General features: G+C 70.2%; 28 protein-coding genes. 15 read left to right on the plus strand and 13 right to left on the minus strand.

The features are described from left to right. Window position 1 precedes the first annotated feature (1 nt). Complete coding sequence (locus HNR73_RS39050; protein ID WP_221330929.1) at window positions 2–661, minus strand: TetR/AcrR family transcriptional regulator; 660 nt, start codon at window positions 659–661, stop codon at window positions 2–4. 236 nt (window positions 662–897) lie between these two features. Between HNR73_RS39050 and HNR73_RS14890 the strand changes: the two genes are divergently transcribed. The 4 genes from HNR73_RS14890 to HNR73_RS14905 all read left to right on the plus strand — a co-directional run bounded on the left by HNR73_RS14890 (window position 898) and on the right by HNR73_RS14905 (window position 4935). Beyond that, window positions 898–2022 (plus strand): cytochrome P450, encoded by a 1125-nt coding sequence (locus HNR73_RS14890; RefSeq protein WP_239121926.1) that lies wholly within the window; start codon window positions 898–900, stop codon window positions 2020–2022. Window positions 2023–2033: 11 nt separating this feature from the next. Then, entirely contained in the window at window positions 2034–2231 is a 198-nt protein-coding gene (locus HNR73_RS14895; RefSeq protein ID WP_184788041.1) for a ferredoxin, read from the plus strand. Window positions 2232–2311: 80 nt separating this feature from the next. Next, window positions 2312–3382, plus strand: coding sequence for an NAD(P)-binding domain-containing protein (locus HNR73_RS14900; RefSeq protein ID WP_203685729.1), 1071 nt, complete (start codon window positions 2312–2314; stop codon window positions 3380–3382). 302 nt (window positions 3383–3684) lie between these two features. Beyond that, the gene (locus tag HNR73_RS14905; protein WP_184788043.1) at window positions 3685–4935 is read left to right on the plus strand and encodes a vanadium-dependent haloperoxidase; all 1251 of its coding nucleotides are present in this window, start codon (window positions 3685–3687) and stop codon (window positions 4933–4935) included. A 66-nt stretch (window positions 4936–5001) separates the two neighbouring features. On the opposite strand, the gene HNR73_RS14910 is transcribed toward HNR73_RS14905, so the two are convergent. The 5 genes from HNR73_RS14910 to HNR73_RS14930 all read right to left on the minus strand — a co-directional run bounded on the left by HNR73_RS14910 (window position 5002) and on the right by HNR73_RS14930 (window position 10431). Beyond that, window positions 5002–5397: a lipocalin-like domain-containing protein gene (locus HNR73_RS14910; protein WP_184788044.1), complete on the minus strand. Its 396-nt coding sequence runs from the start codon at window positions 5395–5397 to the stop codon at window positions 5002–5004. A 155-nt stretch (window positions 5398–5552) separates the two neighbouring features. Further along, the gene (locus tag HNR73_RS14915) at window positions 5553–6836 is read right to left on the minus strand and encodes an Hsp70 family protein (protein WP_184788045.1); all 1284 of its coding nucleotides are present in this window, start codon (window positions 6834–6836) and stop codon (window positions 5553–5555) included. A gap of 136 nt (window positions 6837–6972) precedes the next feature. Further along, window positions 6973–8898 carry a glycoside hydrolase family 18 chitinase gene (locus HNR73_RS14920; protein ID WP_184788046.1) on the minus strand — a complete coding sequence of 642 codons (1926 nt, stop codon included), beginning with the start codon at window positions 8896–8898 and terminating at the stop codon, window positions 6973–6975. Window positions 8899–9310: 412 nt separating this feature from the next. Continuing rightward, a complete protein-coding gene (locus tag HNR73_RS14925) occupies window positions 9311–9589 on the minus strand; it encodes a DUF397 domain-containing protein (protein WP_184788047.1) in 279 nt (92 codons plus the stop codon). Beyond that, the gene (locus tag HNR73_RS14930; RefSeq protein ID WP_184788048.1) at window positions 9586–10431 is read right to left on the minus strand and encodes a helix-turn-helix domain-containing protein; all 846 of its coding nucleotides are present in this window, start codon (window positions 10429–10431) and stop codon (window positions 9586–9588) included. Before HNR73_RS14930 ends, HNR73_RS14925 begins: the two co-directional genes overlap by 4 nt. 499 nt (window positions 10432–10930) lie before the next feature. On the opposite strand from HNR73_RS14930, the gene HNR73_RS14935 reads away from it, so the two are divergent. Both HNR73_RS14935 and HNR73_RS14940 read left to right on the plus strand, forming a co-directional pair. After that, on the plus strand, window positions 10931–11107 hold the full coding sequence (locus HNR73_RS14935) for a hypothetical protein (protein WP_184788049.1): 177 nt from the start codon (window positions 10931–10933) through the stop codon (window positions 11105–11107). Window positions 11108–11117: 10 nt separating this feature from the next. Next, on the plus strand, window positions 11118–11414 hold the full coding sequence (locus HNR73_RS14940) for a hypothetical protein (protein ID WP_184788050.1): 297 nt from the start codon (window positions 11118–11120) through the stop codon (window positions 11412–11414). Between the two features lie 21 nt (window positions 11415–11435). On the opposite strand, the gene HNR73_RS14945 is transcribed toward HNR73_RS14940, so the two are convergent. Then, window positions 11436–13331, minus strand: coding sequence for a CASTOR/POLLUX-related putative ion channel (locus HNR73_RS14945; RefSeq protein WP_203685727.1), 1896 nt, complete (start codon window positions 13329–13331; stop codon window positions 11436–11438). A gap of 151 nt (window positions 13332–13482) precedes the next feature. Here HNR73_RS14945 and HNR73_RS14950 point away from each other — a divergent pair, with 151 nt between their 5' ends. After that, window positions 13483–14238 (plus strand): MBL fold metallo-hydrolase, encoded by a 756-nt coding sequence (locus tag HNR73_RS14950; protein WP_203685725.1) that lies wholly within the window; start codon window positions 13483–13485, stop codon window positions 14236–14238. Beyond that, complete coding sequence (locus HNR73_RS14955) at window positions 14235–14765, plus strand: hypothetical protein (protein WP_184788051.1); 531 nt, start codon at window positions 14235–14237, stop codon at window positions 14763–14765. The genes HNR73_RS14950 and HNR73_RS14955 overlap by 4 nt, the downstream gene beginning before the upstream one ends. A gap of 42 nt (window positions 14766–14807) precedes the next feature. On the opposite strand, the gene HNR73_RS14960 is transcribed toward HNR73_RS14955, so the two are convergent. Continuing rightward, window positions 14808–15983, minus strand: a complete 1176-nt coding sequence (locus HNR73_RS14960; protein WP_184788052.1) for a serine hydrolase domain-containing protein — start codon at window positions 15981–15983, stop codon at window positions 14808–14810. Window positions 15984–16130: 147 nt separating this feature from the next. Here HNR73_RS14960 and HNR73_RS14965 point away from each other — a divergent pair, with 147 nt between their 5' ends. Both HNR73_RS14965 and HNR73_RS14970 read left to right on the plus strand, forming a co-directional pair. After that, window positions 16131–16700 (plus strand): hypothetical protein, encoded by a 570-nt coding sequence (locus HNR73_RS14965; RefSeq protein ID WP_184788053.1) that lies wholly within the window; start codon window positions 16131–16133, stop codon window positions 16698–16700. An 89-nt stretch (window positions 16701–16789) separates the two neighbouring features. Next, window positions 16790–16972, plus strand: a complete 183-nt coding sequence (locus HNR73_RS14970; RefSeq protein ID WP_184788054.1) for a hypothetical protein — start codon at window positions 16790–16792, stop codon at window positions 16970–16972. A 6-nt stretch (window positions 16973–16978) separates the two neighbouring features. On the opposite strand, the gene HNR73_RS14975 is transcribed toward HNR73_RS14970, so the two are convergent. The 4 genes from HNR73_RS14975 to HNR73_RS14990 form a co-directional block, all read right to left on the minus strand. Then, on the minus strand, window positions 16979–17638 hold the full coding sequence (locus HNR73_RS14975) for a response regulator (protein WP_184788055.1): 660 nt from the start codon (window positions 17636–17638) through the stop codon (window positions 16979–16981). Then, the gene (locus tag HNR73_RS40725; RefSeq protein WP_184788056.1) at window positions 17635–18603 is read right to left on the minus strand and encodes a sensor histidine kinase; all 969 of its coding nucleotides are present in this window, start codon (window positions 18601–18603) and stop codon (window positions 17635–17637) included. Before HNR73_RS40725 ends, HNR73_RS14975 begins: the two co-directional genes overlap by 4 nt. Before the next feature lie 9 nt (window positions 18604–18612). Continuing rightward, complete coding sequence (locus tag HNR73_RS14985) at window positions 18613–20031, minus strand: serine hydrolase domain-containing protein (protein ID WP_184788057.1); 1419 nt, start codon at window positions 20029–20031, stop codon at window positions 18613–18615. Window positions 20032–20183: 152 nt separating this feature from the next. Next, the gene (locus HNR73_RS14990) at window positions 20184–21062 is read right to left on the minus strand and encodes an EamA family transporter (RefSeq protein ID WP_239121925.1); all 879 of its coding nucleotides are present in this window, start codon (window positions 21060–21062) and stop codon (window positions 20184–20186) included. A gap of 84 nt (window positions 21063–21146) precedes the next feature. On the opposite strand from HNR73_RS14990, the gene HNR73_RS14995 reads away from it, so the two are divergent. The 5 genes from HNR73_RS14995 (at window position 21147) to HNR73_RS15015 (ending at window position 25309) form a co-directional block, all read left to right on the plus strand. After that, window positions 21147–22034 (plus strand): LysR family transcriptional regulator, encoded by an 888-nt coding sequence (locus HNR73_RS14995; RefSeq protein ID WP_184788059.1) that lies wholly within the window; start codon window positions 21147–21149, stop codon window positions 22032–22034. A gap of 60 nt (window positions 22035–22094) precedes the next feature. Then, on the plus strand, window positions 22095–22433 hold the full coding sequence (locus HNR73_RS15000; RefSeq protein WP_184788060.1) for a PadR family transcriptional regulator: 339 nt from the start codon (window positions 22095–22097) through the stop codon (window positions 22431–22433). After that, window positions 22430–23383 carry a permease prefix domain 1-containing protein gene (locus HNR73_RS15005; RefSeq protein ID WP_184788061.1) on the plus strand — a complete coding sequence of 318 codons (954 nt, stop codon included), beginning with the start codon at window positions 22430–22432 and terminating at the stop codon, window positions 23381–23383. Before HNR73_RS15000 ends, HNR73_RS15005 begins: the two co-directional genes overlap by 4 nt. Before the next feature lie 141 nt (window positions 23384–23524). Then, window positions 23525–24457 carry a GNAT family N-acetyltransferase gene (locus tag HNR73_RS15010; protein ID WP_184788062.1) on the plus strand — a complete coding sequence of 311 codons (933 nt, stop codon included), beginning with the start codon at window positions 23525–23527 and terminating at the stop codon, window positions 24455–24457. A gap of 87 nt (window positions 24458–24544) precedes the next feature. Next, a complete protein-coding gene (locus HNR73_RS15015) occupies window positions 24545–25309 on the plus strand; it encodes a sporulation protein (RefSeq protein WP_184788063.1) in 765 nt (254 codons plus the stop codon). A 48-nt stretch (window positions 25310–25357) separates the two neighbouring features. Here HNR73_RS15015 and HNR73_RS15020 read toward each other — a convergent pair whose 3' ends face one another. Next, window positions 25358–25885 (minus strand): DUF1062 domain-containing protein, encoded by a 528-nt coding sequence (locus HNR73_RS15020; protein WP_239121924.1) that lies wholly within the window; start codon window positions 25883–25885, stop codon window positions 25358–25360. Window positions 25886–25971 lie beyond the last annotated feature (86 nt).

The following is a 25971-nucleotide window of genomic DNA, read 5'->3' on the forward strand; positions in this document are numbered from 1 at the left end:
CTCACCGTACGCGCGAGGCGTGCCAGGTCGGCGGGTCGGTGCCGTCCATGGGGTGACCCGGCAGCGGCGAGTCCGAGCGGGCGCGCAGTCCGTCGAGCACGATCTCCAGGTGCCGCATCGCGACCCACTTGTGGTCTTCGGCGATCTCGGTCTCGTGCCGCACCAGCATCGCCAGCATTCCCAGCACATCGCCGGTGCCGACGTCGTCGCGCATGTCGCCGCGCGCCTGGGCGCCCGCGACGAGCGGGTCGAGCATGTCGAGCATCGTGCTGGTGGCGTGCGCGACCTCCGGGATCTCCATGACGGCGTCCTTCAAGCGCGGGCGCAGGGCGGACAGGGGCGCGCCGAGGCGCAGTTCGACGCAGCGCCGCATGAAGCGGCACAGCGCTCCCCACGGGTCGCTCTCGTGGTCGGTCTCCTTGCGGGACAGGGTGATCAGATTGTCGATGGCGGTGGCGACGACGGCCCTGAGCAGGGCCTCGCGGTCGCCGAAGTGGCGGTAGAGGGTGCCGACGCCGACCTCGGCGCGGCGGGCGATCTCCTCCATCGGCACACCGATCCCGTGCCGGATGAAGGCCTGGTGGGCGGTGGCGACGATCTTGTCGCGGTTGCGCTGGGCGTCGGCGCGGCGACGGGCCGGGGGTTCGGGGGGCTGGGACACGGTCTCGGCGCCTTTCTCGGTGTCCTATCTGGACGGTATCCCTCCGGTTGCGTACAGTGGGCTTCAACCGGAAGAAAATCCTCCGCTTCTCAGCGAGAGTGAGGGTAATCATGACCCAGATCGATGCCTCTGAGCTGCAGGTAGACGAGATTCCCGCCTTTCCGACCCAGCGATCCTGTCCGTTCCACCCACCCGGGGAGTACGCAGAGATCCGCCAAGGTGACACGCCGGTCCGGGTGGCCCTCCCCAGCGGCCGCGTCGCCTGGCTCATCACCGCCCACGACCAGGTCCGCCAGGTACTCGCCAGCCCGCACGTCTCCTCCGACCGGGGCCGCGACAACTTCCCGATCCGGTTCAAGCAGCCCGATCCCGAGATCACCGAGAAGTTCAAGGAGTTCCGGCCCTCGCTGATCGGCGTCGACCCGCCGTTCCACACGCGACTGCGCCGGTCGGTGATCACCGAGTTCACCGTCCGCCGGACCAGGGAACTGCGTCCCCGCGTCCAGGAGATCGTCGACGGCGCCGTCGACGACCTGCTGGAATCCGGCAAGGACGGGCGGCCGGTCGACCTCGTCGCGAAGGTCTCCCTGCCGGTGCCGTCGATGGTCATCTGCGAACTCCTCGGCGTCCCCTACGCCGACCACGACTTCTTCCAGGACCGCACGGCCACCCTCATCAGCTTCAAGCGCGCGCCCGAGGACGGCCTGAAGGCCTTCCACGACCTCGGCGACTACTTCCGCGACCTGGTGGCGCGTAAGGAGAAGGCGCCCACCGACGACCTCATCGGCCGCCTCATCGTCGCCGGCCGGGAGAACGGCGACCACGACTCCGAGGAACTCGTCGGCCTCGCCCAGCTGCTGCTCATCGCCGGGCACGAGACGACCGCGAACATGATCAGCCTCGGCACCGTCGCGCTGCTCGAAGACCCCGAGCAGCTGCGTGCCCTGCGCGAGGACCCGGACACCCTGATGCCCAAGGCCGTCGAGGAACTGCTGCGCTTCTTCACCATCGCCGACACCGTCACCGCCCGCACGGCGACGGCCGACATCGAGGTCGGCGGGATCACCATCCGCGCCGGCGAGGGACTGATCGCCTCCGGGCTCGCCGCCAACCGCGATCCCCACGCCTACCCCGAACCCGACTCCCTCGACATCACCCGCAACGCGCGCAACCACGTCGCCTTCGGCTACGGCGTCCACCAGTGCCTCGGGCAGAACCTGGCGCGCCTCGAACTCGACATCGTCTATCGCACGCTCTTCGGCCGCGTGCCGGGCTTGACTCTGGCGGTCCCGGCCGAAAGCCTTTCGTACAAGGACGAAGCGCTCGTCTACGGCATCAACGAGGTGCCGGTCACCTGGTGATGGGAGGGAACATGCGCGTCATCGCCGATCGTGAGGTGTGTGTCGGAGCCGGTCAGTGCGTACTGACCGAGCCCGACGTGTTCGATCAGGATCCGGAGGACGGGCGGGTGCTGCTGCTCATCGCCGAACCCGGCAAGACCTATGAGGACGCCGTCCGGGAGGCCTGCGACCTCTGCCCCTCGGGTGCGCTGTCGATAGCGGAGGACTGACGGTGCCGCGCGCGTCACGTCCGTCGTGACGCGCGCGACAACCCGGAATCGGACCGCCGCCGCCGGCGTTGTCGAACGGCGTGACACACGACGTGGACGTGGTGGTGATCGGCGCCGGGCAGGCCGGCCTGTCGGCGGCCTACCACCTCAACCGTGCCGGTTTCGCGCCCGGAACCGGATCGGTGGTCCTCGACCACAATCTCGCGCCGGGCGGAGCCTGGCTGCACCGCTGGGACTCGCTGACCGTGGAGAAGGTGCACGGCATCTTCGACCTGCCCGACATGGCCCTCGGCTTCGGCGAACTCGACCCCGCGGCCCGGGCAAACGAGGTCGTGCCCCGGTACTTCGCCGAGTACGAACGGCGTTTCGGCCTGCGCGTCCAGCGGCCGGTGAACGTCGCCTCCGTGCACGAGACCGTCGGCGGGCGGTTGCTCGTCGACACCGACAAGGGCGCCTGGTCGGCCCGCGCGATCATCAACGCGACGGGTACGTGGGAGAAGCCCTTCTGGCCGCACTACCCGGGCATGGCGTCGTTTCGGGGACGGCACATCCACACCGCCGGATACCACTCGGCGGAGGAGTTCGCGGGCAAGCGCGTCGTCGTGGTCGGTGCGGGCGCCTCGGCGCTCGGGCACCTCCTGGAGCTGCACGGGGTCGCCGCCGAGACGACGTGGGTGACCCGGCGTGAGCCGGAGTTCCACACCGAACCGTGGACCGAGCAGCGCGGGCGCGAGGTCGTGGCCCGCGTCGACGAGCGCGTGCGCGCCGGGCTGCCGCCGGAGAGCGTCGTGCGCGTGACCGGATACCCCCTGACACCGGCGATCCAGGCCGCGCGGGACACCGGCGCGCTGGACCGGCTGCCGATGTTCGACCGGATCACGCCGGAGGGCGTGCTCTGGGACGACGGGCGTTTCGTCGCCGCCGACGTGATCCTGTGGGCGACGGGCTTCCGCGCGTCGCTGGACCACCTGGCGCCCCTGCGTCTGCGCGAGCCGGGCGGGGGAGTCCGGATGGACGGGACGCGGGTGGTCGCCGACCCGCGCGTGCACCTGGTCGGATACGGCCCTTCGGCGAGCACGGTGGGCGCGAACCGGGCCGGAAGAGCCGCGGTGAAGGAGATCCGGGAGCTGCTGGCTCCGGCTCTGGTCTGACGGGGCGGCGATCGTCCGTTCGGGCGGACGCGCCCGGCCGCCGGACGAGTGTGAAGTGTCCACTTCGGACTGTTTCGCGGCGCCGAACTGTGCCCGCGCATCCGGCGTCCGGATGTATCCGGAAGCCGGGCGGGCACTGCCTCCTGACCGTCTCTTGTAGACAATCCGGGTCAAGCGGGCGAACCGTACCGAGTGCCTCCTTTGCCGTGGATATAAAGGACTCCTGCCCTGACGTTCAAGAATCCGGGGCGCCGATTCCGCACCGTTGGTGCGTCTCTTCAGGCACACGGGGGTTTGCCGCAATGACCGGACAGTTCAACGATCCCGTCCTCCACTGGAACGCCGAGCTCATCGCCGCCGTCCGCGCCACCGGGGGTCCGCCGACGACGATCAGCCGCGCCGCCGCGATCGTGCACGTCGCGATGTACGACGCGGCCGTGGCCGTCGCGCGGACCGCGACGCCCTACGCGCTGCGGTTCCCGCCCTACGTCGACGGTGTCGAGCCCTCGCTGGAAGGGGCCGTCAACCAGGCCGCCTACCAGGCACTGCGCACCCTCTACCCCGGCCGTGACTTCACCGTCGCGCTCGACGAGGCCACGTCGCGCCTCGGTTCGCGGGTCCGTCCCGTGCCGCTGATCCGGGGTGCGGCGATCGGCACCGCGGCGGCGGAGGCCGTGCTGCGCGACCGGTCCGGCGACGGCTCGGAGGTCTCGCCGCCCTATGTCGCCGTGCTGGAGCCGGGCGCCTGGCGCCCGACCGGTTCGGGTGCCGCCGCGAGTCCGCACTGGGGACTCGTCAAGCCGTGGGCGCTCAGCTCGGGCGACCAGTTCCGCCCGCAGCCGCCCAACGACGCCGACAACTACGAGAAGCTGCTGGCCAGCGGCTTCTACGAGCGGCAGGTCGACGAGGTGCGCGAACTCGGCGGGCGCGAGTCGGCGCGCCGGACGCCCGACGAGACCGAGCAGGCCTTCTTCTGGGCCAACGACCTCGACGGCACCTACAAACCGCCCGGGCAGCACTTCGAGCACACCCGGATCGTGTCCCTCCAGAAGGGACTGTCCCTTTTGGAGAACGTGCGGCTCTTCGCGCTCGTCGCGATGGCCATGGCCGACGCGACCATCGCCGCCTGGGACGTGAAGTACCTCAGCGGCATCGACCTGTGGCGGCCCGAGTCGGCCGTGCACCACGCCGCCGAGGACGGGCGGCCCGGCACCGAGCCGGACGCCGACTGGCGTCCGCTGTCGCAGGACCGGTCGGGATTCAGCTTCTCGCCACCTTTCCCGGCCTACGTCTCCGGCCACGCGACCCTCGCCGGGGCCTGGGCGCAGACCATGCGCCTCTTCCTGGGCGAGGACGACGTCGCCTTCGAGGCGACGACCGACGACCCGCACGCCAGGGGCGTCGTCCGCGCCTTCGACAGCTTCACCGAGGCCGCCGAGGAGGACGCCCGCAGCCGGGTCTTCCTTGGCGTGCACTATCAGGTCGACGCCGACGGGGGCCTCGACCTGGGCAGGAACGTCGCCGAGCACGTATACGCCAACAGGCTCCAGTAGCTCGGCGACCGCACAGAACGGCCCCGCGCTCGGGGGTGGGTGCGGGGCCGCGTAACGCCTGGAGGCCTACGGTGTGGCGACGCGGGTGAACTCCAGGGACGGCGGGCCGTCGGGATCGGCGCGGAACTCGACCTCGTCCACACCGTCGGGGTACAGCTGGACCCCGGCGAGCTTGCCGAGCCCGCCGTCGTCGACCGTCAGGTAGACGAAGTCGTTGACGAACTCCCACGTCCCGCTGAAGTCGACGGGATCGGCGCCCCCACTCCCGGAGACGTCGTCCGGCGCGACGCCGGTCGCGGTGAAGGTCGAGTCGGCCCCGAGCGTGATCGAGGCGCCGGTTTCGTCACTGTGGAAGACACCGGGCACATCCTCGGCCTCGACGGAACCGCACGCCGAGGTGAGCGCCGCCGTGGCGGCGAGGATGAGGACGAGTCCGTGCCGTCGGGTTCGCTTGCCGATCATGAGCCGAGCGTAGCGGCGCGACGGTGCGGTGGAGCCGCGGTGAGATGGAGAGCACCGGCGGGGGCGCGGCCACGCCGACGGGCTCAGGCCGGGTGATCGGCGGGGCCGGTCGCGCGGTCCGCGAGGCCGGAACCCGCCACCCCGGGTCGGTGGTCCTACCCCGCCGCCACCTTCCACAGCACCAGCGTCACGATGCCGGCCACGCCGACGGCCCCGGCCGCGATCAGGCCGAGGAGGATCCGGGTGCTGGGCCGCCAGGCGGGAGCCGCCGGTGCCGAAGCGGTGGGACGGGGGAGCCTCTCCAGGGCACGGTCCGCGACCGGCGTCCCCTCCACCGGCCGCGTCGCGAGCTCGCGTCTTCGTCGCGTGGTCAGCGCGCGCATCGAGGCGGCGGCGTGGGCGAGGAGCACCTCGCGGGCGGGCTCGTCGGCGAGGAGGCTCGCGCCCCGGGCGACCACGAGTTCGGGCTCGGCGGCCGTGACCGTCGGGATGCCGAGGATCCGGTGCAGCAGCGTTGCGACGAGGGGCATGCGGCTGGCCCCTCCGACGACGTAGATCCCCGCCGCGCCGGTCAGTCCGGCCGTCGTGAGGGCGGCCCTCGTCGTCGCGACGGTGCGGCGGATCAGGGGTTCGGCGATCGTCTCCAGGTGCTCGCGGGTGAGCGGCACGTCGCGTTCGGCCATGGGGATGTGGAGGAGCGCCTGGCGGGTGCGGGACAGCAGCTCCTTCGCGCCGCGCACGTCCTCGGCGAAGCGGCGCCAGGCGCGCCTGTCCTCGGGCCCGCGCGGGCTGCGGAGCCGTGACCAGGCCTCGCGGGCGGAGTCGTCGGCCTCGATGGTCGTGTCGAGGAGGTCGACGACGGCGGCGTCGATGTCGAGGCCGCCGAGGTCGTCGAGGCCGTCGGCGGCGAGGACCCGGCCCTCGGCGACCACCGACACGTTGAAGCTCCCCGAGCCGAAGTCGTAGACGGCGACCGGACCCGGGGAACGCGCGTCGAAGTAGCGCGCGGCGGCGACGGGCTCGGGCACGAGCGTCACCGGCGCGAGACCGGCTCGTCCGGCGGCGCGCAGGAGCGTGTCCCGGCGGGTCTCGTCCCAGGCGGCGGGGTGGGTGAGCACGACGCGGCCGACGGGTCCCGCCTCGTTCGCGACCCGGCGCAGGACGGCCGCGAACATGTCCACGACGGTGACCTCGACGCCGAGCCACACCGCCTCGTCGTCGACGTGGAGTTTGGGGTGCGGCTCGAAGCGGCCGGGCGCGGCCAGTCCCGCGGCAAGGGCGTCGCGGCCGGTGAGCAGGCCGGCGCCGGGTTTGGCGAAGACCGCCGACGGCAGCGTCGGCGCGCCGTCGAAGAGGATCGTCTCGCTCCGGCCGTCGCCGTGGCGGACCACCGCGACGGTGGTGGAGGTCCCGAAGTCGACCGCCAGTACGGGTTCCACGGTGCCCCCCTTCGCCGGGCCGCCGTGTCTCCCGGGCGGCGGCCACCGGTCCATTGTGGAGTCCGTGGCGCCCCGGCGGAATACGTCGAACGGCCCCGCGTCCACAAAGGACGCGGGGCCGCACGTGCGATTCCGGTCAGCGCAAGCCGAGGTCGATCGCGTTGGTGAGGGTTCCGTCGTCTCCGTCGAGCGACCAGATCATCGCTCCACCGAGCTTCTTGCCCTTGATGTAGGTCATCTTGTTGGTCATCGTCGTGACGTCGTCATAGGACCAGAACTGGCCGTTGGAGTACAGCCAGATCGCCATCGCCGCCGAGTCGGTGTAGCGCGTGCCCGGCCGGTTCTTCAAGACGTCGTAGTCCTCGATGCCCGGTTCGTAGGTTCCGGGCGCCGCACCGGTGCTCGTCTGATAGAGCCCGTTGTTGGTCGCCGGTACGCCCGCCCAGCCGCGGCCGAAGGCCGGGACCCCGAGCACCAGTTTCGAGGCCGGTGCGCCGCGGGCGATGTACTCGTTGACGGCGAGGTCGCCCGACCACTTCGTGGGCGACGGGTCGCCCGGGGGCGAGTAGATCTGCGCCTGGTGGTTGGTCTGCGGACCCCAGGCGCCGTACAGGTCATAGCCCTGCACGGTGACGAAGTCGAAGTTCTGCATGAGCGCGGGAACCTCGAAACCGGCGGTGATCTTCGCCGGGTCGGCCGGGACGAAGGCGGTCAGCTCGAAGTGCCTGCCGACCGTCGCCCCGTAGGCGTCGAGTTGCCTGCGGAACTCGGCGACCAGTGCGGTGAAGTTCTGCTTGTCCTCGGGGCGGATGACGTTTCCGGTGTTCCCCTCCGACCCCGGCCATTCCCAGTCGAGGTCGATGCCGTCGAAGACGCCGTAGGCGACACCGTTGCCGCACTGCACCTCCCCGCCGATGCAGGGGAGGTTGCCCTTGAGGTACAGGTCGATGCAGCTCTGCACGAAGGCCACCCGGTTGGCGGGGAGGGCCGCGTTGGAGAAGTACTTCGACCAGGTCCAGCCGCCCAGCGACAGGTTGACCTTCAGGTGCGGGTACTTCGCCTTGAGCTTCTTGAGCTGGTAGAAGTTGCCCGCGAGGGGCTGGTTGTAGACGTCGCCGACGCCGTCGACGGACTCGGCCGCGCCGAACTTGCGCTGGTAGTCGGCCCACGCGTCACCGACGCCGGCCTGGTTGGCCTCGAAGCAGCGGCCCTGCTCACTGACGTTGCCGAAGGCGTAGTTGATGTGGGTCAGGTCGGCGGCGGCACCCGTGGTGTCCATGCTCTTGACGAGGTAGCCGCGGGCGTAGATGCCCCACTGGGTGAAGTAGCCGACCTTCTTGTACGACGAGGGACCGGGGCCGCCGTCCTCAAGGGTCTTCTTCGAGACCGTGTTCGAGAAGCCGGACACGTTGCCCTTGGCGTCGCGAGCGCGGATCTTGAAGCTGTAGGTCGTGTTGGCGGTGAGCCCGCCGACGACCGCGGAGGTCGCGTTGCCGGGCGCGGTCGCCGACTGCGCGTTGTTGACGAAGACGTCGTAGCCGGTGACGCCGACGTTGTCGGTGCTGGCCGTCCACTGCAGGGAGACGGTGTTGGCGGTCGCCGTCGGTGCCGCGAGGTTGCCCGGCGTGGTCGGTGCCTGCGTGTCGTCGCCGGGGCCGGGGCCACCGGAGCAGGAGGTGCCGTTGACGGTGCAGTTCGTGGGCGCCGCCTGAGCGCCGGAATAGGAGGCGTTGTAGCCGATCTTCACCGAGGCGCCGGGGGCGATGGCGCCGTTCCAGCCGGTGTTCTTGACGGTCACGTCCTGGCCGGAAACGGTGTACGTGCCCTCCCAGAGGGACGAGATCCGGTGACCGGGGGCGAGGGTGAACTTGAGCGTCCAGGACGCCGATGCCGTGGTGCCGGTGTTCTTGATCGTGTAGTCGGCACCGTAGCCGGTGCCCCAGTCACTGCCGAGTTTGTAGGTGGCGGTGAGGTTCTCGGCCGCGTGTGCGGGTTGCGCCGCTCCCAGTGCGACGACCAGCGCGACCGCGCCTAATAAGAAGCCTCTCAGCGTCTTCCTCATCTTGTCCTCCGAACAAATAGTAAGGAAGTTTAAAGGTGAGCTGAGGTTATGGGATCGTGACCGGACTGTCAACGTTCTGTCTTGAGGGTGATGGGGAGGGCGCGGGACGGAGAGGGGGAGGGGGGTGCGGCGGGAAGCGGGACGGGTGTGGCGGCGCGGGGTTGGGCGGGAGGGCACGGGACGGAGAGGGGGGAGGGCGCGGGACGGAGAGGGGCGCGGGACGGAGAGGGGGAGGGGCGAAGAAGGGGACGGGGAGGGGAGGGTGCGGCGGGAAGCAGGACGGGTGTGGCGGCGCGGGGTTGGGCGGGAGGGCGCGGGGATGCGGCAACGGCGAAGGCCCGGACGCTCGGGAGAGCGGCCGGGCCTTGGTGTCAGAGCCTTGGTGTCAGGGCCTTGGTGTCAGGGCGATGGGTCAGGCGTCGAAGGCGCCCGACCTGACGGCCGCGACGAAGGACGTCCACTCTGGACGGTCCGTCGCCAGGGTCGCGCCCTCGCGGTGTTTGGTGTCGCGGATGGCGACGCCGTGCGCGGAATCGGTGCAGGCGGCGACTTCGATGCAGTTACCAGTACCGCCGCTGCCACTGCGGCTGCTCTTGCGCCAGGCGCCGACCTCGACACAGTTGTTGCCGCTTCCGCCGCTTCCGCTTCGGGTGCTCTTGCGCCACGCCGACACCTCGATATGGGTGCTCACAGCTTGTCCCTCTCGGCGGTGATGAGTTTCTTCGACGCCTTCGGGTCCAGGGAGGCGTCCAGAAGCCGATCATACGCCTGGGCTAGCTGTTCAACCGGTTCCGCTTCGACGCAGATGTCACCGGCCGAACTCGCCAGGTAGGCGACTTCTGGATAGGGATCGACAAGCGTGAAGACCTCAAATGAGCCTTCTTGGCCCGTGCATGTGCCGACGGGGAGAATCCGCACGTCGGTCCCAGGTCTGCGCATGGCGCCCAAGAGGTGGTTGAGTTGGGCTTTCATGGTCTCGTCATTCCCGGCCCGCTCGCGCAGCAGGTGTTCGGCAATGATGCAGGTGAATTTGAGCGGCCGGTGCGTGCTCAGAACGTGTTGGCGAGTCATGCGAAGCTCGATCCACCGCGTGATCTCCTCTTCGGACGCGCCGGGCTGACGTGCACGCATGAGTGCTTCGGCGTAATCGGGCACTTGAAGGAGGCCGGGAAGGCAGGCCATCTCGAAGACTTTGATGGCCGTTGCCCGCGATTCCATCCACGCCCTATCGATGAGCGTCGAAACAACGTCACCGGTGTATCCGTCCCACCAGCCGGCCTGTGCCGCATCCTTGCGGATGGTCATGAGATCTGTGCGGCGGTGCGGCTCGGTGACGCCGCACATTTCGAGGTAGGCGTGAAGCATGTCCTCGCTGACAGGGACTTCACCCGCTTCCATACGGGTGATCGTGGAGCCGTCGCGGCCGAGGTGAATTCCCGCTTCTTTCGCCGTGAGACCGGCGACGTCGCGGATTTCGCGCATCGCCTCGCCGAGCCACAGCGTTCGAATCGTCGGTTTGCGGTACCGGCCCATGGGTCCAATCCTTCGTGGGGGTCGGGAGAAAAAATCCGAAGAAATCCGGTGGCGCATGTATGCGCCATAGGCCCGATCATGGTACAACTAAGACGTGAGTGAGCCAATACGATACGTCATGATCGCTGGCAGGCTCATGTAGACACTCGTGGGGTCAACGGACCATCTCCACGGGAAGGTACGACCAGGGCGGGTTGCTTCGATTGGACCCGAGGACCCGCCCTGGTCCCCAAACAACCGGAGGTCCCGCGTTGCGGAAACCCGATCAACGTCCTGTCTATCACGCCCGCACGCCTTAACCCACCGCGAAACTCCCCCGGCGCGAGCTCACACCCGGCCGGGGTTGAGGGCGACCCGTCCAGGGGGTCGCGGGGGCGGGCACCACCGCGAGGTCCACCACGCCGACCGTCGGCATTCACACATCGCTTCCCCGGCGATGCCGACGACGAGTGGACCGGTGCCCGCCCCACCTCACCCACAGCGAAGGAGCAGCACCGTCATGCCCCAGGTCAACGTCGAATGGGCCGCCTACTGGCGCGGCCTCCTCCAATGGCACGAGAACAACCCCGCCGACGACATGTGCGCGTGCGGCGACCGTTCCAGCGACTGCCGTATCCGCCAGGTCGCCGTCAAACGCGGTGTCCTCCGGCTCATCACCGACAACGTCCGTCCGTAGGAGCCCACACATGAACGTCGACCCCATGCTCGCGACCCAGACCCCCGAGGTGGGCGTGGTCACCGTCGCGGGCTTCGGCCTCTACGGCTCCCTCCTCTGGCTCGTCCGCTCGATCGCCCGCCGCGCCAGCGTCCCCACCCGGGAAGCCGCCGGGAACCTCCTCCACCTCGCGCTCACGAAGGTCGGGAACAACGGCGAGGGCCGCCACCGCTGGGAAACCCTCCGCGCCTGGCAGCCCTACATCCGCGCCGACTGCCGTCACCTGCGGCGACCCAGCCGCCGCTACCTTCCCGGCCGGCGGAGGTGACCTGGGCGTCCGGGACCTGAGCTAGTCCTCGGCGAGCACGATCACCCGGTCGTTCGGGCCGAGCACGACCGTCTCGGCCTTGTCGGGGTTGAGGTGCACGCCGTAGGTCGGCGCGACCTGCGCCTGTGCGGCCAGCCGGTACCCGATCGCCGTCTCGCCACGGCGTTTGGCGCTCTCGGCGACGGTGTAGAAGGTCAGCGGCATCTGCATCCGCACGTAGTACTCGGCGGGCTTGAGGTAGATCTCGGAGCCCTCGGGGTCGAAGAGGTCGGCGAAGACCGTTGCCAGGTGCGGGTTCTCGGCGATCTGGGTGAGCATCAGGCTGATCAGCTTCTCGCTGACGATGAAGTCGTCGGCCTGCGTCACCTGCGCCAGTCCGCGGTTGCGGTCGTCGGACATCTCGCTGACGACGGGGTACTTCGCGCCCGTCTTCTCGGCCATGTCGCGCAGGTGCAGCAGCGTCACCAGGGTCCGGGAGTCGGCGAGCTGCGCGGGCACGTTGTCGCAGCAGAGCACGATGATGTGGTCGTAGACGCCGACGTTGAGGCTTTCGAGGGTGCGCCGGTCGGTGGTGTCGTCGGTCTTGTAGTTGAGGCCGAGCACCTTCATCTGGTGGCCCAGTTCGGTGAGGTTCGCCGCGGCGCCGGGGTGGTCGGTGACGACGTCGGCGCTCGAACCGGGCGACACGTAGGCGTCCAGCTGCCGCAGAACGCTTCCCGCGCGGGCGTTCCAGCCCATGATCAGGGTCCGCTCGGGACGTGCGGAGTGCTTCCCGCGCGCGACGATGCCCTGCTCCACAATGGATGGCTGGCTGCCGTCGAGGTGGATGGCGCTGTCGTCCTCGGCGATGAGGATGAGCCGGTCGCCGGGGTTGATGACGGTGCGCGCGGGCGGGTTCAGGTGGCACTTCGCGTCGGGCGTCTGGATCCCGATGACCGAGGACTTCCGGTAGGCCAGCTGCGCCTGCCCGAAGGAGTACCCGGCCAGTCGCGGCTCCTCGGCGAGGTAGATCTCGTCGCCGCCGAAGTCGAGCAGGTCGGTGTACACAACGGACAGTCCCGACTGCCGGCAGGTCTGCACCATCAGGCGCGCGGTCACGTCGTCGGCGTCGATGATCTGCGCCTCCCGGCCGCCCGCGAGCCGCGCGGCGGGCAGGTTCCGGCTCTCGGCGACCGAGGCGACGACGTGATAGGGCTCGGTACGGTCGGGGTTCCCGTGCGTGACCGCGAGCAGGGACTTGACCAGCTGTGCGTCCGGGTCGGGTTCGCCGGAGGTGAGCAGGATGATCGACTTGGCCGCGTCGGGGTTGACGATGCGGATGTCGTCGGGGTCGACCGGGTTCCCGGTGCGGCACACGATCTTCGTGGTCTTCGTCGAGCCGAGTTTGGCCTTGATCTCGTCCTCCATCTCGACCTTGTCCCGGTCGGCGAGGATCGCGATGCACGCCCGGCGCTCGGATTCGTTGGCCTCCACCAGTTCTGAGATGACGGTGAAGATCTGGTCGGACCAGCCGAGCACGACGGTGTGGCCCGACTCGACCACCAGCGAGCGGCCTTTGCGCAGGTCGGTGAGCTTGTCGTCGAGGCCCGTGGTCAGGATGCCGACGAGGCTGGAGACGATGACGATGCCGCCGATCGTCACGGCCATCATGATGACGACGAAGACGCCCGTCGGTTCGTCGGCGGTGACGGTCCCGGGGTCGAGGACGTGCAGGAGGCTCGTCCAGAGGCTGTCGAAGAAGCCGAGCCGGTTGCCCTCCTCGTCGGTCTGGGGCGAGATGAGCACGACGAGTGTCCCGGCGATCGCGACGAGCGCGAAGGTCACGAGTACGAGCCAGGTCACGAGCGCCGGCGCGCCCTTGGACATGGTGTTGTCGAATCTGTACCGGAGACGCTGACGCGGCTTGGGTTTGCGCACGGGGATGGTCCTTTGGCGGGGTGGTGTGTGCCGCGGTCCCTTCGGGGAGGGCCGAATCAGTGAGTGGGCTGACGGATCGCGACCGCTTTAGGCCAACTTACGCAGGTCACGCACGGTGGCGGCACGCCGCACGGTGCGGCAGACTGTGCGCGTGCATTCCATTGAACGATTGTCCGGCCGGGTGTGGCTCTACCCGGGCGACGCCGACGCCGCCAACATTCAGGGCAGCGTCGCGGTGATCACCGGCGACGACGGCAGCGTCGTGGTCGACGCCGGGCACAGCCCGGCGGTGGGATCCCTGGTGCGGCGGGCGATGCGCGAGGCGGGCCTGCCCGACGCGCGCTGGCTCGTCTACACGCATCACCACTGGGACCACACCTGGGGCGCCCGCGCCTGGGACGGTGTCGAGATCATCGGGCACGCCTCGGGCGCCGAGATCCTCGGCGAGGAGGCGAAACGGCCCTGGAGCGAGGAGTACCTGCGTGCGGGCATGGTCGCCGATCCCCTGCTGGAACCCAGTTACAGCGCGCGGATCCGCGCGATGGCCGGTTCCTGGGAGGGCTTCGCGATCCTGCCGCCGACGCGCGTGTTCACCGACTCGCTGACCCTGCCCTACGACGTCGAGGTCCGCCACGTCGGTGGGGGGCACGCGCCCGACTCGACGGTCGTCGTCGTGCCCGACGCCTCGGTCATGCTGCTCGGCGACTCCTTCTACGCACCGCCGTTCCACGTGCGGAAAGCCGACGACACCACGGATCTGGCGATGGTCCGCCGTTTCCTGTCCGAAGGGTACGAGTGGTACGTCGACAGCCACAGCCCGCCGCGCAGGCGCGGGGGATGGTCGGCCGCCGCGGGTCTGATGACCGCCACCGGGCGCTTCCGCCGCCGCCCACGGGGTGAGTCGTGACGGTTCTGTTCGTCGGTGCCAACCCGATCGTCCGGCTCTTCGACGCCGGTGCCGTCAGCGCCTTCGCGTCGGTGTGGATCGCCGACTGGACGGTGAAGGGGCCGGGCACCGCACTCGTGCTGTGGCACAGGGGATCGGTGCGCGTCCTCGGTGAGGACGCGGAACTCGCGCGGTGGCTGGAGCGGGACTTCACGCGGCACTTCCCGGAGGTCGCGGGCCTGGACTGGCCCGAGTCCACCGTGGAGATCGTGCCGGTGCGGGTCCGCGCCGGCCTGGACTCCCTGGAGGTCGAGGCCGGAGACGTCGAGGTGTCGGCGGGCGACGTGCTCGACCGGCGGACCTTCGCCACCGACGCCTTCGAACTGGACGGGGTCGCCCACGGGCTGTCGCTGGTGCTGGCGCCGGTCGCGACCGGAAGGATCGCGGTCGGCGGGACCGGCCTGCCGGGCGAGGTCGTGGTCGAGGGGACGCCGGAGCGGCCGTCGTCGTCGGCTTTCCTCACGGCGGGCGAGGTCTGGACACGCTAGAAGGGGCCGCGCCCTGCCGGGCGCGGCCCCTTCTCACCGGACCTACGAGCAGAAGACCGCGGTGAGCAGCTTCTGGATCGCCACCCCACCCTCCGCGGCGAAGTCGATCGGCGCGTCCCCGACGGTGATCGATGCCGACAGGGTCGTGCCGGTTTCGAGCGAGCGGTAGTTCACGGCCGCGTAGCCGTTGATGAAACCGTTGGTGTTGACCACCTTGCCGCCACAGGCCGGGCCGAGATCGGTCGTCGACAGGCCGAGACCGTAACCGATTCCCGAGCGCGGCTCCGGCTTGAGCAGTTCGGTGACGAGGGGCTCCCCGACGATGTCGCCGTCCAGCAGGGCGGACAGGAAGTCCGACAGGTCTCGCGTGGACGAGATCATGTCGCCGCCGGTGGACAGCCAGGTCGGGTTCTGGCGGGTCGCGTCGACGGTCGCCCACACGCCCGGCGAGGTCTCGTAACGGTAGTAGCCGTGGGCGTGCGGGCCGGGGATGTTCGTGCGGCTCTCGGGAAGAACGGTGTCGCGCAGACCGAGGGGACGCAGCACGCGCTGCCGCATGGCCTCGACGAAAGACCGGCCGGTGACGTTCTCGACGAGCAGGCGCAGGACGATGTAGTTGGTGTTGGAGTAGCTCCAGCCGCCGCCGGGCTCGAAGCGCGGCTCCTTCGACAGCGAGAACGCGACCAGTTCCTCGGGGGTGTAGTCGTGGAAGCGGTTGTCGACCCATTCCTCCCCGGTGGAGGGAATACCGGGCACGATGGTGCCGTCGGGGAAGTACTCGCCGCTGATGTTGAACAGGCCGCTGGTGTGCTGTAGCAACATGCGGATCGTGATGCGGGGATCGAGGTCCCATTCGGGCAGGTGGGCGGCGGCGGAGTCGTCGAGGCCGATCACGCCGTCCTCGACGAGGGTCAAGACCAGCGCCGAGGTGAACGCCTTGGTGGCGCTGCCGACGCGGAACAGGCCGTCGGCGGACGGTTTCGCGGGTTCGCCGAGTTCGCGGACACCGGCGCTGCCGGTCCACTCGCCCTGGTCGTCGCCGACGCGCACCACGACGCCGGCGAAGCCCTGGTCGACGACGGACTGAATGGCGGCCTGAAGGTCGGGACGGGACGGCGTGCGATCGTGGGCTTCGGCGGGGGCGGTGACGGTCGCGGCGAGGGTCGCGACGGCGGTGGCGGTGACGGCGATGCGGCGGAAGATCGCGGTGGCGGACATGGTTCCTCGTTTCGTCGCGGGGTCGCTTATGCCGCAACGATGAGGGGGCCGGCCGCCGCCGGGCTGACACGAGGCTGACGCGTGGCCTGACACGGACTCAAGTTCGACTCAAGAACTTCCCGCCGCCCGCCGCCTACCGTCGGCCGTGTGCAGGAATCCACCGCAACGCACGACATCGCCGTGATCGCCGCCGTCCTCGGCATCGAGCCGCGTGAGCGCCCGCCCGTCGACTGGGCGGCGGCCGCCGCGGAACTCGGCGCCGAGATCCCCGCCGACTTCCGTGCGCTCATCGACGCCATCGGCCCGGGCCGCATCGGGCACGACACGCTGCTGCTCGCGCCCTACGCCACTCCGAACTACGACCAGCTCGGCACACAGCGGGAGCGGACCGCCGCGCTGGCGACCATCTGGGCCGACGAGGCGGACTACGACGACCCCGAGTTCATCAGCAAACCGGCGATCTTCGACGAGCCCGGCGTGCGCCCGATCGTTTGGGGCGCCTCGGGTCTGGGCTTCTACCTGTGGTGGATCGCCCGGGACGGCACCGATCCCTCGACCTGGGGTACCGCCCTCGAACAGTCGCGCGGCGGCGCATGGGAGTTCCACACCGGCACCGCGACGAGCATCCTGCGCGGTGCGCTGACCGGCGAGCTGGACACCTTCTACATGGACAGCCTCCGCGACGCCGAGCAGCACCACTTCACCCCGGCGACTTGACCGCCGGCCGTTGTGGCGCGCCTGTGGCGCGGCCATGGCGGTCCGGTCCACAGTCGTGCCACGAACCCACAACAGTCAGGAGTCCGCACATGCAGCTGAAGAGGATTCTCGCGGCCGCCGCGATCGCCCTCGGCGTCGCCGCCGTCGTCGTCGGCGGGACCGTCGCGACGACACAATGGGAGGGCGACGCCGTCTCCTACTACCAGGGCAAGACGCCCTACTCCGTCCCGGAGAACGTCGCCGCCGAAGACTTCGACCGCGACTACGCCTGACCGGCGCTAGTCGTCCTCCCCGGCCATCCCCGCCTCGTAGGCGATGATCGCCGCCCGCACCCGGTTCGGCGCGTTCACCTTCCCCAGGATCGCGCTGACGTGGGCCTTGACGGTCCCTTCGACGAGGAACAGCCTCCGGGCGATCTCGGCGTTGGGCAGGCCCCGACCGATCAGGGCGAGGACGTCGCGTTCGCGGTCGGTCAGGGCCGCGACGAGTTCGAGGGCGCGTTCGGTCCGTTCCAGGCGTTCGGGCCCGACGCGGCTGATCACACGCTTGGCGATCTGCGGGGAGAGGAAGGCACCGCCCTCGGCGACGGCGTGCGTGCCCGCGAGGAGTTCACGCGGGTCGCCCGACTTGAGCAGGAAGCCGGCGGCGCCTTCGGCGAGGGCGCGCGCGATGTAGGCGTCCTCGCCGAAGGTCGTGAGCATGACGACCTTCGTGTCCGGGACGGCCTTGCGCATTTCGGCCGCGGCGGCGAGGCCGTCGAGTCGCGGCATCCGCACGTCGAGGAGCGCGATGTCGGGGCGGTGGGCGCGGGCCAGTTCGACGGCCTCGCGCCCGTCGCCCGCCTCGGCGACGACCTCGATGCCCGGGTCGGTCGCGAGGATCGCCTTGACCCCGGCACGGATCATCAGTTCGTCGTCGGCGAGCAGGATGCGGATCATGGTGTCTCCCGGTGCGGAATCGTCGCGGTCACGGTGAATCCGCCGTCGGCGGGACCGGCGTGGAACGTGCCGCCGGTGAGGCGGACGCGTTCGGCGAGGCCGTGCAGTCCGCGCCCGCCGGAAACCGCGGAGACCACAGTGGACAGTGCGTTGTGGACGGTCACGACGGTGGCGTCGGGACCGTGTTCGACGCGCACGGTCACGGGGGTGCCCGGCGCGTGCTTCGCCGCGTTGGTCAGCGACTCCTGGACGACGCGGTGCAGCGCGCGGTCGGCGGCACGGCTCGGCGTGGCGCTCCCCGTCGTCGTCAGGCCGACGTCCAGTCCCGCCGACGCGGCCCGCGCGACGAGGTCGCCGACGCTCTCGTCGGCCGGTGTCAGCGTGGGTTCGGCGTCGTCGGTGAGCAGGCCGATCGTCTGCCGCAGCTGCTCGGTGGCGCTCCCGGCCGCCGCCCGCAGTTCGCCGGCGGCCGCGCGCTGCTCCGGCCCGAGCCCGGGAGTCAGTTCGAGGAGTCCGGCCCGCAGCGCGATCAGCGCCAGTTCGTGGCCGAGGGAGTCGTGCATGTCGGCGGCGATCCGCTCGCGCTCCCGGCGGCGGGCCTCGGCGGCGATCAGCGCCTGCTCGCGTTCGAGGGCCCGCACGCGCTCGCCCCCGGCGGCGATGAGGTCGAGCTGCTGCCGCCGGAAACGGCCCGCGAACCAGGGGAGGACGAAGCCGACGCCGTAGAAGGCGAGCCCGGCGCCCCAGTCCCAGGCGTTGAGGAACGCGAAAGGCGTGCTCGCGACGGCCGCGGCGAGCAGGACCCACGTGTCGCGGGAACCGGCCGAGCGCCGTCCCAGGAAGAAGGCCGCGACGCCGAGCACGATCGCCAGCAGGACCTGCCAGACGGCGCCGCTCGCGGCGAGCCCGACCCCGTTCCACAGGGCCAGACCCGCCGCGAGCAGCAGAGCGATGGTGATCTTCACGGTCGAAGGCTACTTCGCGAGCCGGACGACGCGGGCCGCGATGACCGCGAGGGCCGCGGCGGCGCCCGCCGCGAGCAGGATGAGCAGGGAGGGCGCGCGGTACCAGCACTGCGCCCAGTCGATGTCGCGGCGGAACAGGACCCCGAGCAGCGAGGGGTAGGCGGCGAAGAGCAGGACCGGGATCGCCATCGGGCTGAGCCGCAGCGCGATCCGCCACACCGGGCGGCCTTCGCGGCGGGCCGCCCAGCGGCGGGAACGGGCGAGGCCGAGGGCGCCGAGGCCGAGCGCGGCGAGGGCGGTCAGGCCGATGACGAGCTCATAGATCCACAGGGTGCCGGATCCGGCGGGCTCGCGGCCCTGGCTGAGGTCGGCCAGGCCGGTGAGGATGTCGTAGGACTCGTCGTAGATCGCCGAGGTGGGGGACATGACGGCGAAGCCGTAGCCGGTCTCGGGGATGATCATCTGGTTGGCGGTGTAGGTGAAGAGGTTGCCGGCGTGCACGATCTGGTCGGGGCCGCCGTCGTCGGGTTTCTCGACGCCCCAGCCCATCCCGTACTCGCTGACGGATGAGGGGCTGTGCATGGCGGTCAGCGAGTCGGCGCCGACGAGCTGGGTTCCCCCGCCGTTTTGGCCGATGAGCCATCTGCCCATGTCGTCGGCGTTGGTGACGACGTCGCCGGAACCGCCGATGAGGGCGTCGTCCCACAGCTCGTCGGCCGACGACCACAGGCCGAAGGCCTCGATGCCGCCCTGGGGGGCCTCGCCGCCGAGGGAGCTGCCGGTCATACCGAGCGGGGCGAAGACCTCGCGGTCGAGGTAGGCGGTGAAGGACTCGCCGGAGGCGACCTCGACGAGGCGGGCGAGGAGGTCGTAGTTGGCGTTGCAGTACTCGTAACCGGCGCCGGGGTCGCGTTGCAGTTCGCCGTCGGCGAGGAGGGCGGTGAAGGCGGCGAGATCGGGCGCGTCGCGCAGGGCCATGGCGTCGAGGCCCCGGTCGGAGAGGCCGGAGGTCTGGTTGAGCAGGTGCCGGACGGTGATGTCGGCGAAGCGCGGGTCGGCCATGGCGAAGCCGGGGACCTGGGCGGCGACGGTGTCGTCGAGGGAGATCTTCCCGGCCTCGACGAGCTTCATGACGGCCATCGCGGTGAAGGACTTGCTGACCGACGCGACCCGCATCGAGGTCTGGGCGGTGACCGCCTGGCCGTCGAAGCCCTCGCCGAAGCCCTGCGAGTAGACGACTTCGGAGCCGTGGGTGACCACAAGGGACAGTGCGGGCAGTCCGCTGTCGGCGAAGGCCTCGGCGGCGTAGGCGGCGAACGCGTCGGCGGTGGGGGCGGGGGTGTCGGCGTGGGCGGCGGTGGCCGGGATGAGGGCGAAGGCGGCGGTCGCGGTGGCGGCGGTGGCGAGGAGGAGGCGCTTGATCTGCATGACCGGAAATCTATGGAGATCCGGGCGCCGATCCATGGGGCCGAAGGAAGCGGTGACCCCTGACGAAAGTCGGGGGTCACCGCGGTTCAGCCGAGTTGACCGAGGGCGGCCGACGCGGGCGGAGGACGTCGGACCCCCTCCCACCCTCGCCGTCAACCCACGCCCGTGCCCCTCCGTCCCGCCCGGGCCGCGCCGATCGCCGCGATCGTGACGAGCCCGATCCCCGTGAACTGCCAGACCGCCGGGACCTGGTGCAGCGCGACCCACCCGATGACCAGCGCGATCGCCGGTTCGAGGCTCAGCAGCGTCCCGAAGGCGCCGACGGCGATCCTCCGCAGCGCCAGCATCTCCATCGCGTAGGGCAGGACCGGGATCAGCAGCGCCAGCGCGGCCCCGAGGTACAGGTCGCGGAAGTCCATGCGCGGCAGTGCCTGCGAGGCCCCGACCGCCGTCGCGACCAGCGCCGAGACCGTCATCGACATCGCCAGCCCCGACAGCCCCGGCACCTTGTCGGCGACCTTCTGCGTCAGCAGCACGTACCCGGCCCAGCAGAACGCGTTGGCGACGGCGAAGGCCAGCCCCGGCACGTTGACCGGCCCGTGCCACGGCTCGGTCAGCAGCACGACGCCGCCGAACGCGACCGGCGGCCACAGCAGTCCCCACTTCCCCGCCCGCCGCATCACGCCGACGCCCAACGGCCCGAGGAAACCGATCGCGACGGCGGCCGCGATCGGCAGCCGCGAGGCCGCCTCGGCGAACAGCAGCGTCATCCCCGCGCTGACCGCCCCCAGCGCGGCGACGCCGGCCAGGTCGCGCGGGGAATGCCGCCACGGCTTCGGCCGGACCACGATCAGCAGGATCACCGCCGCCCACGACAGTCGCAGCCACGTCGTGCCCGCGGGCGTCAGCCGGTCGAAAAAGCTCGTCGAGGCGGCGAGGCCGACCTGCACGAGCGACATCGAGCCGAGGGTGAGGGCGACGGCGGGCGCCGGGCTCGCCGTGCGCGGCGGCGCGGGGGTCAAGACGGTCATGGAGTCCATCCGAACCGAGAACGACCGTCCACGTCCAGCGAGAAGTCATGGACTGACTGTTCCGTTGCGCTGGACAATGGCCCCATGGACCTCCACTTGCTGCGCGTACTCGTCGAACTCCACCGCCACGGCACCATGCGGGCTGTGGCGAAGGCCACGGGCTACGGGACCTCGACCGTCTCCGTGCAGCTCGCGACCCTGGAGAAGCAGGTCGGCACGCCGCTGCTCGAACGCGTCGGCCGGACCGTGCGCTTCACACCCGCCGGGCGGCGGCTCGTCGAGCACGCCGAGGGCATCCTGTCCGCCGTCGAGGCCGCCCGCGCGGACATCGGCCCTTGCGGCGAGCCGTCCGGCCTGCTGCGGATCGCGGGTTCGGCGAGCATCATGTCGACCGACCTGATCCCCGTCGCGACCGCCCTGCGCGCGTCCCACCCCGCGCTGCGGCTGGAGATGCAGGAGCGCGAGCCCGGCGAGGTCGCCGAGCTGCTCGACGCCGACGAGGTCGACCTCGGTTTCGTCTACGACTACAGCCTGGTCCCGCGCTTCACCCCCAACGGCACGACGATGCGGCTGATCTGCACGGTGCCGATCCTGCTGGCGGTGCCCAAGGGCAAGTTCGGGCCGGTCGAGACGCTCGACGACGTGCGCGAGCTGCTCGCCGGCGAGCCGTGGATCGGTAACTCGCGCGGCGCCGATGACACCGAACTCGTCGAGTTCCTGTGCGGGATGGCCGGTTTCGCGCCGACCGTCGCGCACGGCGCCGACAGCCTCAACCTCGCCCTCGACTTCGTCGCCGCCGACCTTGGCGTGGCGCTCGTGCCGGCCTTCGTCGGGCCCTGCGACGGCGTTGAGCTGCGGGAACTCCCGACGGGACTGTTCGAGCGGCGGATGTTCGCGGTGACCCGGCCGGGGCGGCACGCCTGGCCGGCGGTGCGTCTGGTGACCGCGGCGGTGGAGGCGCGCGTGCAATGAGATGCGCCGCACTGGCATGTGACTTGACGTTAGTGTGCGGCGCACAGTATCGTGTTGTTCGTGGGCACCGAAGAAACGATCCTCAACCTCGCGCAGGAGCTGCGCCGCGGCACCGTCGTGCTCGCCTGTCTGGCGCTGCTCGACGAGCCGCAGTACGGCTACGCGCTCCTCGAAACCCTCAACGACGCCGGGATCACCGTCGACGGCAACACCCTCTATCCCCTCCTCCGCCGCCTTGAGAAGCAGGGACTGCTGATCAGCGAGTGGAACACCGAGGAGTCCCGGCCGCGCAAGTTCTACCGGGCCTCCGACGAGGGTTCCCGCGTCCGCGACGGCCTCACCCGCGAATGGCACGACCTCGCCGCCTCGATCGCACGACTGACCACGGAGACGACATGACCGCCCCGAACACCCTCACCGAGCGCTACGTCCAGGAAGTCGTCCGGCGCATCCCGGCCGACCAGCGCACCGACGTCGCCGACGAACTGCGCGCCACGATCGCCGACACCGCCGAGGCCCGCGAGGACGAGACCCCCGAGGCCGCCGAACGCGCGGTCATCACCGAGATGGGCGACCCGATCCGGCTCGCCGCGAAGTACGCCGACCGGCCGCTGGCCCTGATCGGGCCCGACCTCTACCCGGCCTACATCCGCCTGCTCGTCGTGCTCATGTCGACCGTGCTGCCCATCGCGGTACTGGCCGTCGTGGTCATCGACGCCCTGGACGGCGACAACAGCGTCGGTTCGCTGATCGGCGCGGCGATCGGCGGCGTGCTCACCATCGGCGGGCAGATGTTCGCCTGGCTGACGGTGATCTTCGCGCTCATCGACCGGATGCGGCGCACCGACGCGGCGGCGAAGTCGCTGGTGTGGACGCCCGACATGCTCCCCGCGCTGCGCAGGGCTCCCGACAAGGGCGGGCTCGCCGCCTACGCCTCCGTGGTCTGGTACGCCTCGCTGATCGCGGCGATCGTCTGGCAGCACGCCGCCGCGCCCTACCGGCTCGACGACGGTTCCCAGGTCGAGGTGCTGAACCCGGCGCTGTGGTCGAACTGGATCTGGCCGATCATCGGCGGACTCGCGGTCATGGCCGCGCTGGAGATCGTGCGGATCGTCCGCCGCGGATGGACCCTGGCCCTGGTCATCGCCTACACGGTGGCCGACCTGGTTTTCGCGCTGCCGCTGGCGTGGATCTTCTATGACAGGCAGATCCTGAACCCGGAGTTCCTCGCCGACTTCAACGGCGAGTGGACGACACCGGCCGCCTTCTACTCGGGTGCGGCGATCGTGGTGATCGCGGTCAGCGTGACCGAGGCGTACAAGCGGTTCCGCATGCTGTCGAAGGTCTGACGGACCGAAACCGAAAGGCCCGGGGCACACTTCCCGGGCCTTTCACCTGCCCTGTGACGTGATCGATAACCCGTTGCCGTCCCGGGCCGCGTCGATAAGATCGTCCACGAACCCCGATTCGTGAAACAAGGAAGCGATTACTTGACAGACATTCGCACCGCCCGCGCCGAAGAGATCCCGAACCTGACCACATTGGACGGTTCGGAGGAACGAAACGCCGCGACCGCCGCCTATCTCACCGACCTTCTCGCCAAAGGCTGCACCCGTCCCGAATGGTGCTTCGTGGCCGAGAACGGTGCGGGGAAGATCGTCGGGAACGTGGTCCTGTGGACCGCACCCGGACACGACGTCCCGACCGACTTCGTCCTCTTCGAGGCCCCCTGGGACGACCCGGAGCTGGGCCTGCGCATCCTCCGCCACGGCTTCGCCGCCGCGAGGGAACTCGGCGCCACCGAGCTCAGCCACATGCTCGACATGCCGGCTCAGGCACCGCAGTTCCAGACCGAACCCGACGCCCGCCAGGCCGTCCTCACCGAGGCCGGGCTCTCCGTCGCCCGCGACGGCCGCCGCTTCCAGTGGCTCGCCGGTTCGGCGCTCCCGGCGCAGGACCCGCGCCTGACCTGGCGCTCGATCGCCGAGATCGGCTCCGAGCCCTTCATCGAGCTCTTCGAGAAGATCCTCGCCGACACCGCCGACTCCCTCCTCCAGGCCGACGTTCGCAAGCTCGGCCTGCGCGGCGCGGCCGAACTGCTCCTGGAGGACATGTCCGACATGGAGCACGAGCCGGAGTGGTTCGAGCTCGGTTACGACGAGACCGGTTCCGTCGCGGCGGTGAGCCTTCCGGCGCGCAACCCGAGTTTCCCGGTCATCGGATTCGTCGGCGTCTCCCCCGATCACCGCGGCAAGGGTTACTCCGCCTCGATCGTGGCGCGTGGCACGCAGATCCTCGTGGCCAACGGCGCCACCGAGATCCGCGGCGACTGCGACGCCGGGAATGTGGCGATGTACAAGGGTTTCGAGCGTTCCGGCTATGTCAACTTCGCGGATCGGCGCGCGTACTCCGGGACCATTTGACACGCGGAGCTTAACTTGGAATCACCGGTGGGCCGATCGGAAGCCCTTGCCGTGGACCCGCCCACCGGGATGACAAGGAGAGTTGCCGTGGTCTTCAAGAAGATGATGCGAGCACTCGGTGTCGGCGGTCCCAGCGTCGACACCGTTCTCGATCGCGCCGACACCGTCCCGGGCGCGGTCCTCACCGGTCAGGTCCACATCGCCGGCGGTGACCACGCGGTCGACATCGAGCATGTCGCCCTCGGCCTGGTCACCCGCGTCGAGGTGGAATCCGGCGACAGCGAGTACGACACCACGGTCGAGTTCCAGCGCGCGATCGCCGGTGGCCGCTTCCAGGTCGCACCCGGTCAGAACTACAGCCTGCCCTTCCAGCTCCAGGTTCCCTGGGAGACGCCGGTGACGGCCGTCTTCGGGCAGCAGCTGCACGGCATGACCCTCGGTGTCCGCACCGAGCTGTCGGTCGCCAAGGCCGTCGACAAGGGCGACCTCGACGGCATCGCGGTCCTCCCACTGCCGTCCCAGGAACGCGTCCTGCAGGGCTTCGGGAGCCTCGGCTTCCACTTCAAGCGCGCCGACCTGGAACGCGGCCAGATCCGCGGTGTCCACCAGACGCTGCCGTTCTACCAGGAGATCGAGTTCCACCCGCCGCAGCACATGTACGGCCGGGTCAACGAGGTCGAGCTGACCTTCGTGGCGAGCCCGCAGGGCATGTCGGTGATCATCGAGGCCGACAAGCGCGGCGGGATCTTCCACTCCGGGCACGACGCCATCGGCCGCTTCGACGTCACCCACGAGCAGGCCGAGAAGATGGACTGGGCCGCCCAGATCAGCAACTGGATCGGGCGCTTCTAAGCGAAAGCCGCGCCGGGCCGTCCCTTGTGGACGGCCCGGCGCGGGTGCTCAGTACTTGAGCGTGAAGGTGAAGTCGCCCGACAGCCTGCTGGACAGCCGGGCGAGCGAGACGATCCGCCCCTCGGCCGCCAGCCGCTCGGTCTCGGCCCGCGAGAGCCCGCAACCCTCGGCGATCAGGCGCATCGGCCGCAGCGGAACGCGCGCGGCGAAACGCACCGAGACGTCGAGCACCTCACGATCGGCGGGGTCGACGCACGCGATGTCGAGCCGCCAGGCGCCGTCCCAGTCGAGGGAGACGCGGTTGCGCCGATGCAGGCCCGGATCGGCGATCAGTTCGGCGACGAGGGCGGGATCGTCGTGATGCAGCCGATCCAGCAGCTCCGGCCGGATCGAGCGCACGTTCACCCGCTCCATCACCGTGAGTTTCGCCGTCTCGTCGCAGTTCGCGCACAGCGCGAGGAGCCAGACGTCGAGCAGTTTGTGGTTGGCGTTGACGCGGAATTTACCGCTGGCCTTGAAACGTTCGTGACCGCACGCGTGACAGCGGCGGCGGACGAGCGGAAGGCGCGTGGGCACGACGGCCCAGTTTTCGAGCACAGTGATACACCGGTTCCAGGTGAGAAGTCCGCAGCAGAAAGAAGCGCGGCGCTAAGGCGCGGCGC

It is taken from the genome of Phytomonospora endophytica (genome assembly GCF_014202425.1).
Classification (GTDB): Bacteria; Actinomycetota; Actinomycetes; order Mycobacteriales; family Micromonosporaceae; genus Phytomonospora; species Phytomonospora endophytica.